11 protein-coding genes are annotated in these 14,911 nt (G+C 32.9%); 4 read left to right on the top strand and 7 right to left on the bottom strand.

Features of this window, described 5'->3' with window-relative positions; all coding sequences use genetic code 11:
- Positions 1-225: 225 nt before the first annotated feature.
- The 3 genes from AB671_RS16480 (at position 226) to AB671_RS16490 (ending at position 3,759) form a co-directional block, all read left to right on the top strand.
- Positions 226-1,017: a S1/P1 nuclease gene (locus AB671_RS16480; protein ID WP_066676642.1), complete on the top strand. Its 792-nt coding sequence runs from the start codon at positions 226-228 to the stop codon at positions 1,015-1,017.
- Positions 1,018-1,484: 467 nt separating this feature from the next.
- On the top strand, positions 1,485-2,351 hold the full coding sequence (locus AB671_RS16485; protein WP_034757900.1) for an RNA polymerase sigma factor RpoD/SigA: 867 nt from the start codon (positions 1,485-1,487) through the stop codon (positions 2,349-2,351).
- A 289-nt stretch (positions 2,352-2,640) separates the two neighbouring features.
- On the top strand, positions 2,641-3,759 hold the full coding sequence (locus tag AB671_RS16490) for an FAD-dependent monooxygenase (protein ID WP_066676640.1): 1,119 nt from the start codon (positions 2,641-2,643) through the stop codon (positions 3,757-3,759).
- 31 nt (positions 3,760-3,790) lie between these two features.
- Here AB671_RS16490 and AB671_RS16495 read toward each other — a convergent pair whose 3' ends face one another.
- The 7 genes from AB671_RS16495 to AB671_RS16525 all read right to left on the bottom strand — a co-directional run bounded on the left by AB671_RS16495 (position 3,791) and on the right by AB671_RS16525 (position 13,615).
- A complete protein-coding gene (locus AB671_RS16495) occupies positions 3,791-4,264 on the bottom strand; it encodes a DUF3347 domain-containing protein (protein WP_066676638.1) in 474 nt (157 codons plus the stop codon).
- Between the two features lie 54 nt (positions 4,265-4,318).
- Positions 4,319-4,684, bottom strand: a complete 366-nt coding sequence (locus tag AB671_RS16500) for a hypothetical protein (protein WP_066676637.1) — start codon at positions 4,682-4,684, stop codon at positions 4,319-4,321.
- 31 nt (positions 4,685-4,715) lie between these two features.
- Entirely contained in the window at positions 4,716-6,944 is a 2,229-nt protein-coding gene (locus AB671_RS16505) for a TonB-dependent receptor plug domain-containing protein (protein ID WP_066676635.1), read from the bottom strand.
- A gap of 43 nt (positions 6,945-6,987) precedes the next feature.
- Positions 6,988-7,797 (bottom strand): 3-deoxy-8-phosphooctulonate synthase, encoded by an 810-nt coding sequence (kdsA, locus tag AB671_RS16510; RefSeq protein ID WP_066676633.1) that lies wholly within the window; start codon positions 7,795-7,797, stop codon positions 6,988-6,990.
- A gap of 162 nt (positions 7,798-7,959) precedes the next feature.
- Positions 7,960-8,484, bottom strand: a complete 525-nt coding sequence (locus AB671_RS16515; protein WP_066676631.1) for a DUF1697 domain-containing protein — start codon at positions 8,482-8,484, stop codon at positions 7,960-7,962.
- Between the two features lie 67 nt (positions 8,485-8,551).
- Complete coding sequence (locus tag AB671_RS16520; RefSeq protein WP_066676630.1) at positions 8,552-10,039, bottom strand: hypothetical protein; 1,488 nt, start codon at positions 10,037-10,039, stop codon at positions 8,552-8,554.
- A gap of 90 nt (positions 10,040-10,129) precedes the next feature.
- Entirely contained in the window at positions 10,130-13,615 is a 3,486-nt protein-coding gene (locus AB671_RS16525) for a DUF2723 domain-containing protein (RefSeq protein WP_066676629.1), read from the bottom strand.
- 225 nt (positions 13,616-13,840) lie between these two features.
- Here AB671_RS16525 and AB671_RS16530 point away from each other — a divergent pair, with 225 nt between their 5' ends.
- Positions 13,841-14,878, top strand: a complete 1,038-nt coding sequence (locus AB671_RS16530) for a PLP-dependent cysteine synthase family protein (RefSeq protein WP_066676628.1) — start codon at positions 13,841-13,843, stop codon at positions 14,876-14,878.
- Positions 14,879-14,911: the final 33 nt, after the last annotated feature.

The following is a 14,911-nucleotide window of genomic DNA, read 5'->3' on the forward strand; positions in this document are numbered from 1 at the left end:
TCTCAAATTTTCATATTTAAAGATGTAATTTAATCTAATTTATTGATTTTCTAGTGTATTAATCTTTATTAAAATAGGATTTTTTAAAATTTAAAAAAAATTCAGGCAAAATTTAAAAATGAACTTTACATAAAATTAACAGTGCAAAAACCAACAAAAAATTATTTTAAAGGTAAATTTCCGTAGGGCTTACTTATCTTTGCAATTCGAAAATTATTTAAAGAAATGAAAAGTATTTATTCTAAAATTTTGCTTTTGGCATTCGTTGCAAGTTCTGTGTATTCTTATGCATGGGGATTAACGGGTCACAGAGTGATTGCTGAGATTGCAGAAAACCATCTTTCAGGAAAAGCAAAGAGAGAAATCAGAAAAATGTTGGGGCAGGAAAGAATGGCGTATTGGGCAAACTGGCCAGATTTTATTAAGTCTGATACTACAGGTGCCTGGAAACAAGCTTCAGCTTGGCATTATGTAAACATTGATCCCCAGACAGACTTTGTGGCATTTGAAAAAGATTTGAAAGCTCAGGCAGGAGCTAACCTTTATTCTCAGGTTAAGGTTTTATCTAGTCAGATTAAGGATGAAAAAACTTCTGAAAAAGACAGAAAAATTGCTTTAATTTTTCTTATTCATATGATGGGAGATTTGGCACAGCCAATGCACACCGGAAGATCAGGAGATCTAGGTGGAAACAAAATTAACGTTACTTACTTTGGAGATAAAACAAATCTTCACTCAGTTTGGGACGGAAAATTGGTAGATTCACAAAAATACAGCTACACAGAATATGCAAAGCTTTTGGATATTAAATCTAAGGATGAAGTAAAGCAAATACAATCTGGAACGTTAGAAAACTGGTTGTACGATTCTCATCAAATCGCTAATAAAATTTATGCTCAAACTCCGGATGGGTCTAAATTATCTTACGATTATCAGTATAAATTCAATGATACCATGGAAAGACAGCTTCTTTACGGAGGTTTAAGATTGGCGAAATTGTTGAATGATTTGTTTTAAGAGTTGATAGCTGATGGTCTTTAGTTGATTGTCAAACGACTTATATAATAGAGCGGAACTTCGATTTCGCTTTTTTTGTTCAGATACTTTTCTACTAAATCTCATAGGTTTCCGAAACCTATGAGGTTTTATGACCTTACGTTGTCACTAGCCCCGATAGAAACGACATCCTTTTTGGTGGCTGGTGCAACGAAGTGGAAGCGGCTACCAAAAAGATATAGTGGATAGTGGGAAAAAGCTTCAAATAAAATAAACGTGATTTGCATGAATTAAATATTTCATCATAAAAAAATATATTTCAGAGAAATTTTGATCTATAATCCTTGTTCTGAGGTAGAAGATTGATAATTTACAACTTTTTTTTTGAAATCATTTTAATTAAATAAAAAATAATTGTAACCTGTGTAACCTTTTTAATGTTTCAAACGTATAATATAATAGCAACTCTATTTTTGAGAATAAAATAAATGAGACAATTAAAAATAACCAAGCAGGTTACCAACAGGGAAACCGCTTCATTAGACAAGTATTTGCAGGAAATTGGTAAAGTAGAACTAATTACAGCAGACGAAGAGGTAGATTTGGCACAAAAGATCCGTGCAGGCGACAGAGTCGCATTGGAAAAATTGATCAAGGCCAACCTTCGTTTCGTAGTATCCGTATCGAAACAGTACCAAAACCAAGGTCTTTCTTTACCCGATTTAATTAATGAAGGGAACTTAGGATTGATGAAAGCTGCAAAAAGATATGACGAAACCAGAGGTTTCAAATTTATCTCTTATGCGGTTTGGTGGATTCGTCAGTCGATCTTACAGGCTTTGGCAGAGCAGTCTAGAATTGTAAGATTGCCTTTGAACAAGATTGGATCGATTAACAAAATCAACAAAGCTTACGCTCACCTTGAGCAGGAAAACGAAAGACCACCTTCTCCGGAAGAATTGGCTGAAGTTCTTGACATGAGCGAGGAAGATATTAAAGAATCTATGAAAAACTCCGGAAGACATTTGTCTATGGATGCGCCTTTGGTAGAAGGTGAAGATTCTAACCTTTATGACGTTTTACGTTCTGGAGAATCTCCAAGCCCGGATAAAGATTTGATGCTTGAATCTCTTCAAATCGAGATTGAAAGAGCATTGAACACTTTAACTCCGAGAGAGGCTGATTTGGTAAGATTGTATTTCGGATTAAACGGAAAACATCCAATGACTTTGGAGGAAATCGGAGAAACTTTCGATCTTACGAGAGAAAGAGTTCGTCAGATTAAAGAAAAAGCAATCAAGAGACTAAAACATAATACAAGAAGTAAGATTTTGAAGTCTTATTTAGGTAAATAATTTTTAGTTTAAATAATTATTAAGCGGAGTTTGATTTTTTCAGGCTCCGTTTTTTTGTGGCAATTTTTTAAGTATCTTCAACTCATTAAAAAAAATAAATTAAACAGCATGTTTGTCATTCAAAACGAAGCATAGCGAAGTGAAGAATCTCAACAATGAATATAATTATTAAACGAATTGAAAAATTGAAATATACCTTTGCCACGAATGCACGAATTTTTCTAATTATTATTAAAATTATTCGGGCATTCGTGGCTTACAAATTTAAAAGCAAAACTAAAATCATTAAATGAATCAAATTTCAATCTTCGGAGCCGGAATTGGAGGTTTAACTTTAGGAAATATTCTAAAACAACACCATTTAGATTTTACCATTTATGAATCTGCTCCGGAAATAAAACCTGTCGGAGCCGGAATTATGATGGCTGTGAATGCGATGAAGATTTTTGATAAATTGGGTTTAAAAGAGAAAATTGAAAGCCAAGGAAATAAAATTCACGGAATATTTATTACGGACGAGAAGCTAAAAACTATTTCTACAACGAATGTTTTGGCTTTAGAAAAGAAATTTAATTCTTGTAACGTTGCTATTCACAGAGCAGAACTTCAGAATATTTTAGCCGAAAATTTAGGTTTTGGAAACATTAAACTCAATCATTCTTTACAGCAAATTCAGAAGAAAGAAAACTACTTTTTAGAATTTGAAAATGGTTTTACAGCAGAAAGTAAAATCGTTTTTGGAGCCGATGGAATTCATTCTAAAGTCAGAAATAAAATCTTTAAAACCGGAAACATTCGAAATGCCGAGCAAAAATGCTGGCGTGGTTTAACCGATCTTGAACTTCCCGAAAAATACAACCATCATGCTTTAGAAATCTGGGGAAAAGGAAAACGTTTTGGTTTTGTAAAAATTTCCGACAAAAAAGTCTATTGGTATGCTTTGGTGAATGAAAATAAATTTACAGAAAATATTGATTTAACAGAAACCTTCAACGATTTTGATTCTTTGGTTTTGGACATTTTAAAAGCCACAAAACCAGAAAATATTATTCTGAATGATATTATCGACCTCGCTCCTATTCCGAAATGGTATGCTGAAAATCTTTGTTTGATTGGTGATGCAGCTCACGCAACAACTCCCAATATGGGACAAGGCGCTTGTCAGTCGATTGAAGACGCGTATGTGATTGGTAAATTATTAGAGAAAAATAAAAACTTCAATTCTGTTTTTGAAGAATTTCAGAATATCAGAAGAAAAAAAGTAGATACGATTGTTAAAAATAGCTGGACGATTGGTAAAATTTCTCAATGGGAAAAAGGAAATCAACTAAGGAATTTTTTGATGCGTTCGATTCCTGAAAGTATCAATCAGAAAATGGTAGAAAAGATTTTAAAGCTGGAGATATAAAAAAAGAAACTCAAATTGAGTTTCTTTTTTATTATTTTATTTCAGATTTTATCGAACCGCATTTAAGCATCGAACTTCCGTAGTAAGGATTGACAATTTGTTTTTCATTACTTAGCCAACTTCCATCCGCCATCGGACAATATTGTACGAAAATGGTTTTATCAGAAATTTTATTTTCTTTAGCAACAGCGATCATCACATCAGATAATCTGTAAAACGGTTTTCTCTGTGCATCGATATTTTTTGCTGATGAAATTGTTTTTGCATCTGATTTTAATGAATTCAACTTTTTCTCGTCTAAAGATTTTGAATTGACTGATGAAGCTGTTTTCAAAAATTCTCCGGCTGCAGCCGATGTTTTCTTAGGATCATCAGAAGCCAAAGCAGATTTTACGGAAATGTAATTCTGATATAGTTTTGATAATTGAGGGTTTGTTTTCGATTGTGCAGTTACAGATAGAACGGCAAATACTGAAAACAGAAAGGTGATGATATATTTTTTCATTTTTAATTAGCTTTAATCCTTCTGTAAATTTAACAGTTTTTTATTTTTTTAAATTTATTTAATATTTTCATCTTCCCAAACATCTTCATAGCCATTACAATCAATCAAGAATCTAAATCCTACATCTAAACCTAAATATTGAATAATATTAGGATTAATTTCTAATAAATGTTCGGCACACATTGGTTTAAAAAAATCATCATCATTTTTAAATTCACCAAACCAAATATACCAACCAACAGTTCCATTTTCACTAGAATGTCTCAAACCATTTACAGGCTGTAAAAAATAGTTATTTGAAATTCCAATATGCAGCTTTTTATTTATTGGACTCCATTTTGAAGTATATTTTTTGCAGATATCTTTTTGTTTTACCAAATGAGGATCCCAATTATCATCTTTCTCTAATAATTCTTTCATCAAAATTATATTGTATAGATTTAATGGAAATCTACTTTATTTTAAATTCAAGCTTTACATTAAAGAATCTTCCCGTTAAACGAACCGGAACAGGATACATGATACTACTATTCGCATCGGTAATCCATTGATTGGCAATTGCATTATTGATATTAAATGCATTAAAAACCTGCACTCCTAAAGTTAGTTCATCAAAATTGCTCAAGAAACCATAAGTTTGTTTTTTTGCTTCAGCATCTACAAATGCATACGAAAGTCCTAAATCTACTCTCTTGTAAGAAGGCAAAGTTTTTTGATACTGATAAGGATCTGTGAAAACCGGCGCACCATTTGGTAATCCCATCGCATAGGTTAAGGTAAGATTTACACGCATTTGCGGGAATTTCGGCATATAATCCTGATAAAACATTGCAAATCTGAATCTCTGATCAGTTGGTCTCGGAATATTTCCTCTTCCATCAATATTTTCAAAAACCCTTGCATAACTTACAGAAAGCCAAGAATCTACACCTGGTACAAATTCACCGAATAATCTTGTATCAATTCCGTAAGCGTAACCTGTAGCGTTATTTTGCCCTGAATAACGAATTCTCACATTATCCATATAATACGGAATTACATTATCCATTTTTTTATAATATAATTCTGTCGTTAATTTAAATGGTCTGTCTTCAAACTCAAATTCGGTTTCATTGGCCAAAATTGCCTGAATCGATCTTTGAGATTTAATATTTGAGTTAAAATTACCATTCAAATCTTTAATTTCTTTATAAAAAGGCGCCTGATAATAAACCCCTCCAGAAAGTCTGAACCACATATCGGTATTCCAATCAGGTTTTATGGCAAACTGCGCTCTAGGTGAGAAAATGGTTTCGTTATTGAAACTCCAGTGTGCTACTCTCGCTCCTGCATTTACCAAAACTTTACTCGCTCCCCAATAGAACTTCTGAGAATATTGTCCGTAAGCCGATAATCTTGTCGGCTCAATATGATTATTTCCCGCGATACTGTAAAATAGGTCTAAATCTGATGCATCAGGAAATCTAGGATCATCAACCGGATGCGGAATACTGTATCCTGAAGAATCTACCAGCTTCCATTCATTAGTTAGATCTCGAAGATTTTCTTTTTCATATTTAAAACCTAATTCAATATCAGTATTCACATTCGGTGAAAAGCGGGTTCTGAATTGTGTTCCGTATGTTCTTACAAAAAGATCATTTCTTGCGTGCTCTATTTGTCCGCCAACATCATAAGACGTGATTGGAGTTCCTGTAATTGGATCAAAAGTTTGGAGAATATAGCTTGATGCAATAGAATAATATTCTCTTTCACGGTTTTGATACGCAAAACTATCTAATGTAAATCTCCATTTATCAGACGGTTTGTAGTTTGCTGAAACTGTACCCATCATATTTTTATACTGGTCATTTTCTTTACCATTATAAAAAACTGAGAGATTAATGGGCTGATTTATTGTTCCAAAATCTACACTTCTCTCTTTCGGGATCATTTCGTAATCATTCTTAGAATAATATCCAATAAATGAAAGTGAAAGCTTGCTGTTCACATGATAATTCAGATAAGACTGAAAATCATAGTAGGTAGGATTAAAATCGGTGTCTTCATTTAAAGTATTCAAAACCAGATTGGTATTCCTGTATCTTCCAGAAAATAAAGCTGTGAATTTTTTGTTTCCGTTTTCATCTTCTTTTCCCGATGCAAAACCTGTTGTTAATCTTCCGCCAATTAAACTCGCTTCACCAGAAAGTTCAAATTTCTTAGGTTCACGATAATAAATATTTAAAGCTGAAGACATTTTATCACCATATCTTGGCTCAAAACCTCCTGCCGAAAAGTTGACCGCAGAAACCATATCCGGATTGATGATACTTAAACCTTCCTGCTGAGAATTTCTGATTAGAAAAGGTCTGTAAATTTCAATATCATTAATGTAGATAAGGTTTTCATCATAGTTTCCACCACGCACCATGTATTGTGAAGAAAGCTCGGTGTTTGAATTTACAGACGGAAGTGTTTTTAGCATTCCTTCTACGCCGCCAGAGATACTTGCGACATTTTTGGCATCTTTTGCTGAAATTCTTACTGCTGTAATATCAGTGGTTTTCCCGGTAACTTTTTTCTGGAAAACAACTTCCTCAATATTGGAAACCCTTGTTGTCGTCGTATCTCTTTTTCTTGCTTGTGAGAATATCAAGACGGGTACCATAAGGCTTAGTGGTAAAACTAGTTTTTTCAAAAGGAATTATTTATAATTTCTAAAATTAAGTATTTTTTAACAATTATAGTATAGATTCTCTAACTCTTGTGAGTTTTTGCAATAAATCTTCCAATAAATCTAATCTTAGCATGTTTGCTCCATCAGAAAGTGCTGTTTCCGGAGTTGGATGAGTTTCTATAAAAAGTCCGTCTGCACCAACAACAATTCCTGCTTTAGCAATCGTTTCGATAAGATCTGGTCTTCCACCTGTAACTCCTGAACTTTGATTAGGCTGCTGTAAAGAATGCGTAACATCTAAAATTACCGGAGCATATTCTCTCATTGTAGGAATTCCTCTGTAATCAACGATCAAATCGGTATATCCAAAAGAATTTCCTCTTTCTATAATAGCCACTTTTTGATTATTTGAATCAGTAATTTTCTGAACGGCAAACTTCATTGATTCAGGAGAAAGAAACTGCCCTTTTTTCAAAGTAACACATTTTCCTGTTTCAGCTGCAGCTACCAAAAGGTCGGTCTGACGAACCAAAAACGCAGGAATCTGCAAAACATCCACATATTGAGCGGCTAAAGCAGCATGCTCGTTCTCGTGAATATCTGTTGTGGTAGGAATATTAAAAGTCTCTCCTACTTTTTTAAGAATTTCCAAAGATTTTTCTTCACCAATTGTTGTGAAAGAATCTACTCTGCTTCGATTGGCTTTTTTAAAACTTCCTTTAAAAATATAGGGAATATTATATTTATTGGTCAGTTCAATTACTTTTTCCGCAATTCTTAACGCCATATCTTCGCCTTCAATAATACAAGGACCGGCAATTAAGAAAAAGTTTTTTGAATCTTTGTGCTGTATGTTATCTAAATGTTGAATCATTATTTTTATTTAAATTAAAAGTTCAGTAAAAATACTGAGAAAGTTTTATAATTGAAAATTATTTATAGACTTAACCTGTAAACGGTTTTTGGGGTTAAAAATTACTTTAAAAGAGAAAAATTTAAAGATAGCTTCGTTCCTCGCAATTACAAAAAGAGAGTATTAAAATTTTTTAAGAATCTTCTCAAAAGTATTAATATTTCTGCTGGTAAACTGGTCTTTCAGGCTTTTTTTGCCTAAAACTTTCCCAAAGCTAGAATCTAATGTATTTCCTTTTGAAACCTGCCAATAAAAGATATTATTAACGATTTCTCCTTTTTCGTTCTCAGATTTTGAAGCGTTCTGAAACTCATTCATTAGGATGTTTTCTACATTATCGTTTCCTACAAATGCATACGTGTGAAAATTTTCGTTCTTCTCAAAAGGATTTTTAAACCAAAACAATTCTGTTTCTTCTGCTGTCTTTACAAAAAGAAATGCTTCATATTTAAAATATTCAGACATTGCTTTTTCGAGAACAATCTTTAGCTCATCTGTATTTTTATCTGAACTAAAAATAATATTTCCCGAAGCTAAAATCGAACTTACATCTTCCATTCCGGCATCTTTGAACACCTGACAGACTTCTGCCATTTTCATATTGGTTCCTTTTACATTGACACCACGGAGAAAAGCACAGTATTGCATAAGGTTTAGAGTTTAGAGTTTAGGGTCAAAATTACTTTTTACTTTTTACTTTTTACTTTAATACAAACTACTTTACCTTTTCGTATAAATTATAATCTGTTCCTGAAGGTTTCAGTTTATAAATTTTTTCTAAAATCGGATAATCACTTTTCAGATGATTATTTATCCTGAATTCATTCAAAAGACGATAATGAGTTTTATAGTAGATTGAGTCTTTATCTTGAAACAAATCTCTGTAAGAAAGCATATATTTTGGTTTTCTGTTTTTTACAGTATTTATCCAAGAATTAGCTTTGTCTTTTTTAATTTCTTCCTGAATTTGTTTGTCAACCAACCCAACTTCATCAATCGTTTTTAAACCTGAGAAATACGGAATATAACCTGCAGGTTCTAGTAAAATCCATTGTTTTTTATCTTTTTCATACGTATTTAAAAATAATCCGATTGAGCGCCTGTAATTCCATTCGCCATTTCCTGTTGCAATAGAATGTACAGTTTGGAAAACCAACATTGGTAAAATATAAATAAGAACTAATAAAGTCAGCCAAAGATTTCGCTTTACTTTCTGTTCTAAAACAAAAATCAAAACCGGAACAAAAAGTAAAATCTGCGGAACCCAGTAATACCAATCGAACAAGCTTTTTTGCGAAAGAAAAACGATTTGTTTCGACCATGCAAAAAGAAAAATAATCCACAGAAAATAATTTCTTTTTTCTCTTTGTCTTATTAAATAAATAAAACAAAGAAGTTCAAAAAGGGCAATCACAATCGTAATAGGATTAAAATCTCCCGGTAATTTCAGCATTCCCCAAAAATTCCCGTAGTTTAATCTAAAATATTCTATATTTTGCTGTAAAGTAAATACCTGATCATACGCCAATTTCTTTGCAACGATTGTGTTATTTACCAATTCACCGAAGTAGAACCAATTGAAAGAAACACAGACTGCAACGCCTAAAATCCCACCTAAAATATAGCTCCATCTGATTTTTTTATTCCAAAAAACATCTACTAAAAATACAATTCCTAGGAAAATAACCGTGTCGATTCTTGTGAATAATATTAATGTTGGAAGTAAAATAAAAGCCCATTTTTTCTCTTTTTTGAAACCATAATACAACAATGCCATTTCAAGGAAAAACAGAATTCCATATTCCATTCCGAGGATTGAAATCTTTATGGATGGCGGTAAAATTCCAAATAAAAAGATGAAGATCGCTTTATGCCAATTGTTTTTAAATAAAAGATGTGACAGAAATAAACTTCCTATTGTAAAAAGCGTCGTATTAAAAATAAGCAACGGCTCTATAAAATTTTCTTTTCCAAAGATCAGATTAAAAATATAAGAAACAAAAACGTACAAATGCGTTGTAGAAGCTGAGATTTTTGTGGCTCCGTTAAAACCGATTACCCCATAATCCATGAGATTTTGAGCAACCCGCCAAGTGATAAATGCATCCTCCTGAATGTGATGCGTGAGTAAAAAATAAAGTTTTGCAATGATTGCAAAAAATACAGCGTAGATTGGGAGATTCTTATTTTGAGATTCAGCCATTGCGTTTTTTTAGTTATACAAAGGTAGTTCTAAATTTCAGGAATATCAACATAAAAAAACGGAACCGAAGTTCCGTTTTAAGTATTGATTTTATTGTGTTGCTTTAATAATCGCTGTGGTAATCTGATCTTCTTTTTCTTTAGCGTAAGTAGAATCAAATGGCTCCATTATATCAAACAAATATTGATAAAACGGGGTGATTTTCTGTACTTTTTCAGATTCTTTCATTGCCTTTTCTTTCCCCATTTGCTGAAGATCTTTAATGAATACATTAAATTTCTTATCAACGGGTTCAATAGATTTCACAAGATAATTGTAAGCTTTCTCAGGTTGTCCTAATTTTTTATAAGCATCAGTTACTGAAGTTACAACTAATGAATATTCCATAGGCTTTGATCTCATTGGCCTTCCTGCAAATCTTTGCTCAGACGGGCTTAAAGATAAATAATAATCATATTCTTCAAAAATTCCTTTTTTAAGAATCTCAGCCAACTTCAATCCTTTTTCTTCTTGTCCTGCAACGATATATCCGTAAACCATTGAACTTAAAGAACGAGGATCATTATATTTTTCTGCAGGAATTTCTTTTGCTGCAAGATCTAATATTTCTAAAGCTTTTGCTTTCTGTCCTGATAGAGCTAAAGCTGCTGCTGCTCTGCTTGCAGAACTTCTGTAGCCCATAATGTTTGAAGTTGCTGTTTCATCAAAATGAACTTTCAAGTCTTTGAAATTACCCCATCTGTAGTTTTTCACAACATTATATAATGAATTTCCATCTACTCTTCCCATTTCTCCATCGCTGCTTCTTGGCGTATGAATCGGAACCAATCTGTAGCTGAAACCGTCAAACTGAAGATATTCATCTAAGAAGAAAATATTTTCGCTTTCATAAACCCCTCCTGAAGAGAAATTAATCGGACGTTTCCAATCGAAGTTTGCCAAAATATCAAACATCATCAGGTTATTTTTGTATAAAGTTCCTGATTTATAATCAACCACAATCTGATCTACCGTATTAGGAAGGTCTGAAGCATTGATGATTCCTGCTTTCACTGCGTTTGCTTTGTTTACAGGAATTACAAATTTATTTACCGGAAGGAAATTATATTTTTCGTAACGCTCCTCACCAAAAATCATTTTTAAAACTTCATCTTTTTCAGGAGATTTCATTTTAATAAAATTCATTGCCTCTTTCAAAGTCATAGAATCCTGAACCAAATATTTCTGGAACGGCGCTATTGCACTTTCTGGAGCCCCAGCTTCTTGTAGATTAGCGATGATATTTTTCCAATCATTCTTTTTCATTAGATAAATCTGGTCATTCACACCATCTCTGTAATCTTCATGATTAAGCTGACTAGGAATAGGATTAGAATTATAGGTTTTTCTTTTTACTTGATCAATATTCCAAGGAGTTGATAGTAAAGTAAAATTAACCACTTTCACATCATCACGGAATCTCTCTGTTTCCTGCATTGCCCAAACCGGATAAGTATCATTATCACCGTAAACAAATAAAATATCTTCTTTTGGTAATGATTTTAATACTGAATAAGAATAATCGTATGCTGTATATCTGTTGCTTCTGTCGTGTACATTATAGTTTTGGAAACCCATCATAAATGGAACTCCTAACAAAATAACTCCGAAGCCTATATTTGCTGCGTTCGACTTTACTTTAGACTGTAAATACCATAAAATTCCTCCGGCTCCCAGACCAATCCAAATAGCGAAAGCATAGAACGAACCAACCATTGCATAATCTCTTTCTCTCGGTTCGAAAGGTTTTACTCCGGTATAGAAAATAATTCCGACACTTGTTAAAATAAATAAAGATAATATTGCATAAAATCTTCCAAAATCTCTGTTAAACTGGAAATAACATCCTAAAATACCCAATAATAATGGTAAGAAGAAAAATGCTACTGTACTTTCATTTTTGAATTTTGCAGGCATCGCATCCTGATTTCCCCAAAGAGCATTATCGATTGGTGCAATTCCTGAAATCCAGTTTCCTTTTGTGTTTTCGCTGTTTCCTTCAAGGTCATTCTGTCTTCCAACATAGTTCCACATCAAATATCTCAAGAAATAATATCCATTTTGGAATGAAATAAAATAATCCATATTCTGAGCCAAAGAAGGCTTTTGAACCGTGATTAAATTATAAGGTCTTACTTTTAAATAATCTGATGCGGTAATCGTTCCGTCTTCATATTTCGCTCTCAGTTCGTCGAAAATTTGTTTTGCTTCCGGGCTGTCTGCCACATCTTCATTTGCATAATTAAATTTAAAATCCGGTGCGCCGTACATAGAAATGTAATTTGACATTACATCTTTATCATCGTTGAACATTCTTGGCATTAAGCTCACATGAGACTTATCAAAAATATAATTAAAACGCTCACTCGTTTTTCTGTAAGTACCTGTTTTTTCGTCTTTTTCGTAAACTTCTCCAGTCTTTTTAGTTTTAAAACTACCGTCTTCGTTTTTCTGAATTCCGTTTGCATCCAGGAAAGCAGTATAGTTTTGACCGTAAATTGTAGGCCAATCTCCATATTGCTCTCTGTTGTAATAATCAAGCATACCAATTGCAGTATCAGGATCATTAAGGTTCATTGGTGGATTTGCATTGGCTCTGATCGGAATAACCATCCAACAAGAGAAACCAATAATCATATAAACTATAGATAAAGCTACCGTCTGAAAAATATTTTTCTTCGACTGTCTTGCATATTTTATAAGGAAATAACAAAGCGCTACCATAATGATAAAGCCAGCAATCGTTCCAGAATGAAAAGGTAGTCCTAAACCGTTTACAAAGAAGATTTCAAGTTTTCCAAATAAAGACATGATTACCGGGAAGATAATTTTAAATACAAGAATTAAAATTCCTAAAGTAATAAGGTTTGCAAAAATGAAATTTTTCCAGGTAAATGTATAGTTTCTTGCATAATAGACTAAACATACAGCAGGAATCGCAAGCATTCCCATCATGTGAACTCCTACCGAAAGACCTAAAATGAAGAAGATTAAGATAATCCATCTTTCATTGTCTTTCTCAAGATATTCGTTTTCCCATTTTGTAATCAGCCAAACTAAAAGTGCAATAAACATCGATGTCATCGAGTACACTTCACCTTCCACTGCTGAAAACCAAAACGTATCAGAAAAGGTAAAACACAAAGCTCCGATAAGTCCTGCAAAAAGAATAGAAATCTCCTGATGTTTTGTGATTTCTTCAAAATCTTTGTTGAGAAGTCTTCTTACGAAATGAGTGATTGTCCAGAACAAAAACAAAATTGTAAATGCGCTGAATAATGCCGACATTCCGTTGATCACGATAGAGTAATTTTCACCTTTTCCAAAAGCAAAAATGGCAGCTACTGCTCCCACAATCTGAAATAAAGCAGCTCCGGGAGCATGCGTTACTTCTAATTTTACTGCTGAAGAAATGTACTCACCACAATCCCAAAAGCTAAAATTGGGTTCCATAGTTGATAAGTACGTGAAAAATGCAATAACGAAAGTCACCCATCCGAGAAGGGTGTTCCATTGCCTAAAAGTCCAGTTTTTCATAGTATAAAATCAATTATGCGAAAATAAGGTTTTTAGATTAGTTTAAATTAATTTTAACAAATTTTAAAAAATATGGCGTAGTTTTTGTGTAGTTCGGTAGGCTGCAAGCAAAAATAAATCACCTATTTATACAAATAGCAAACTTATAATGAACTAAAAGTTTAGAAATTATTTATTTTTTTGTATTTTTGCGGTCAGATTTTTATTTGAAAAAAATAACAAATAATGAGTAATGTTTACGATAATATTCTTGGCTTGATTGGGAACACTCCTTTGGTGAAACTTAATACAGTGACTAAAGAAATTCCTGCAAAAATTTATGCTAAGTTAGAATCATATAATCCTGGACATTCCACAAAAGATAGAATCGCACTTCATATTATTGAAAACGCTGAGAAAAAAGGTTTATTAAAGGAAGATTCAGTAGTTGTAGAAACTACTTCCGGAAATACAGGTTTTTCACTTGCAATGGTTTGCATCATTAAAGGATACAAATGTATTCTTGCTGTAAGTGATAAAACAAAAGCTGAAAAAATAGCTTATCTGAAAGCTCTTGGTGCTACAGTATATATATGTCCTGCGAATGTACCTGCGAATGACCCGAGATCATATTATGAAGTAGCAAAAAGAATTGCTGCAGAAACCCCAAATTCCGTTTATATCAATCAGTACTTTAATGAGCTGAATATTGATGCCCACTATCAGACTACAGGTCCTGAAATTTGGGAGCAGACTGAAGGTAAGATTACTCACCTTTTTGCATGTACAGGAACGGGTGGAACTTTATCAGGTTCTGCAAAATTCTTAAAAGAGAAAAATCCAGATATTAAAATTATCGGTGTTGATGCAGACGGATCTATTTTGAAGAGTTTCCACGAAACCGGTAAAATTCACAAAGAAGATGTACATCCTTACCAAATTGAAGGAATGGGAAAAAATTTAATTCCTTCTGCTCTTTTATTTGATAAAGTGGATGAATTTGTAAGAGTAAATGACGAAATGTCGGCTTACAGAACCCGTGAACTTGCTTTGAAAGAAGCTATTATGGGTGGGTATACAACAGGAGCTGTTACTCAGGGATTAATGCAATATGCGCAGTCTCATGAGCTAACCGAAAATGATTTTGTGGTAATGATCTATCCTGATCACGGCTCACGTTATATTACAAAAGTGTACAGCGATAAATGGATGGAAGAACAAGGTTTCATCAACAACTGTTTCCATAACTATGATGAAGTTTTCAAAACAGAATTCATCAAATAATAAGAATAAATTAATACAAATTAAGCCTTTTAG

The organism is Chryseobacterium sp. BGARF1 (assembly GCF_001677955.1).
Lineage (GTDB): Bacteria > Bacteroidota > Bacteroidia > Flavobacteriales > Weeksellaceae > Chryseobacterium.

Excerpts from the sequence above, each read along its gene's own strand:
- AB671_RS16480 (WP_066676642.1), top strand. The coding sequence starts at position 226 with ATGAAAAGTATTTATTCTAAAATTTTGCTTTTGGCATTCGTTGCAAGT.
- AB671_RS16485 (WP_034757900.1), top strand. The coding sequence starts at position 1,485 with ATGAGACAATTAAAAATAACCAAGCAGGTTACCAACAGGGAAACCGCT.
- AB671_RS16490 (WP_066676640.1), top strand. The coding sequence starts at position 2,641 with ATGAATCAAATTTCAATCTTCGGAGCCGGAATTGGAGGTTTAACTTTA.
- AB671_RS16495 (WP_066676638.1), bottom strand. The coding sequence starts at position 4,264 with ATGAAAAAATATATCATCACCTTTCTGTTTTCAGTATTTGCCGTTCTA.
- AB671_RS16500 (WP_066676637.1), bottom strand. The coding sequence starts at position 4,684 with ATGAAAGAATTATTAGAGAAAGATGATAATTGGGATCCTCATTTGGTA.
- kdsA (WP_066676633.1), bottom strand. The coding sequence starts at position 7,797 with ATGATTCAACATTTAGATAACATACAGCACAAAGATTCAAAAAACTTT.
- AB671_RS16515 (WP_066676631.1), bottom strand. The coding sequence starts at position 8,484 with ATGCAATACTGTGCTTTTCTCCGTGGTGTCAATGTAAAAGGAACCAAT.
- AB671_RS16520 (WP_066676630.1), bottom strand. The coding sequence starts at position 10,039 with ATGGCTGAATCTCAAAATAAGAATCTCCCAATCTACGCTGTATTTTTT.
- AB671_RS16525 (WP_066676629.1), bottom strand. The coding sequence starts at position 13,615 with ATGAAAAACTGGACTTTTAGGCAATGGAACACCCTTCTCGGATGGGTG.
- AB671_RS16530 (WP_066676628.1), top strand. The coding sequence starts at position 13,841 with ATGAGTAATGTTTACGATAATATTCTTGGCTTGATTGGGAACACTCCT.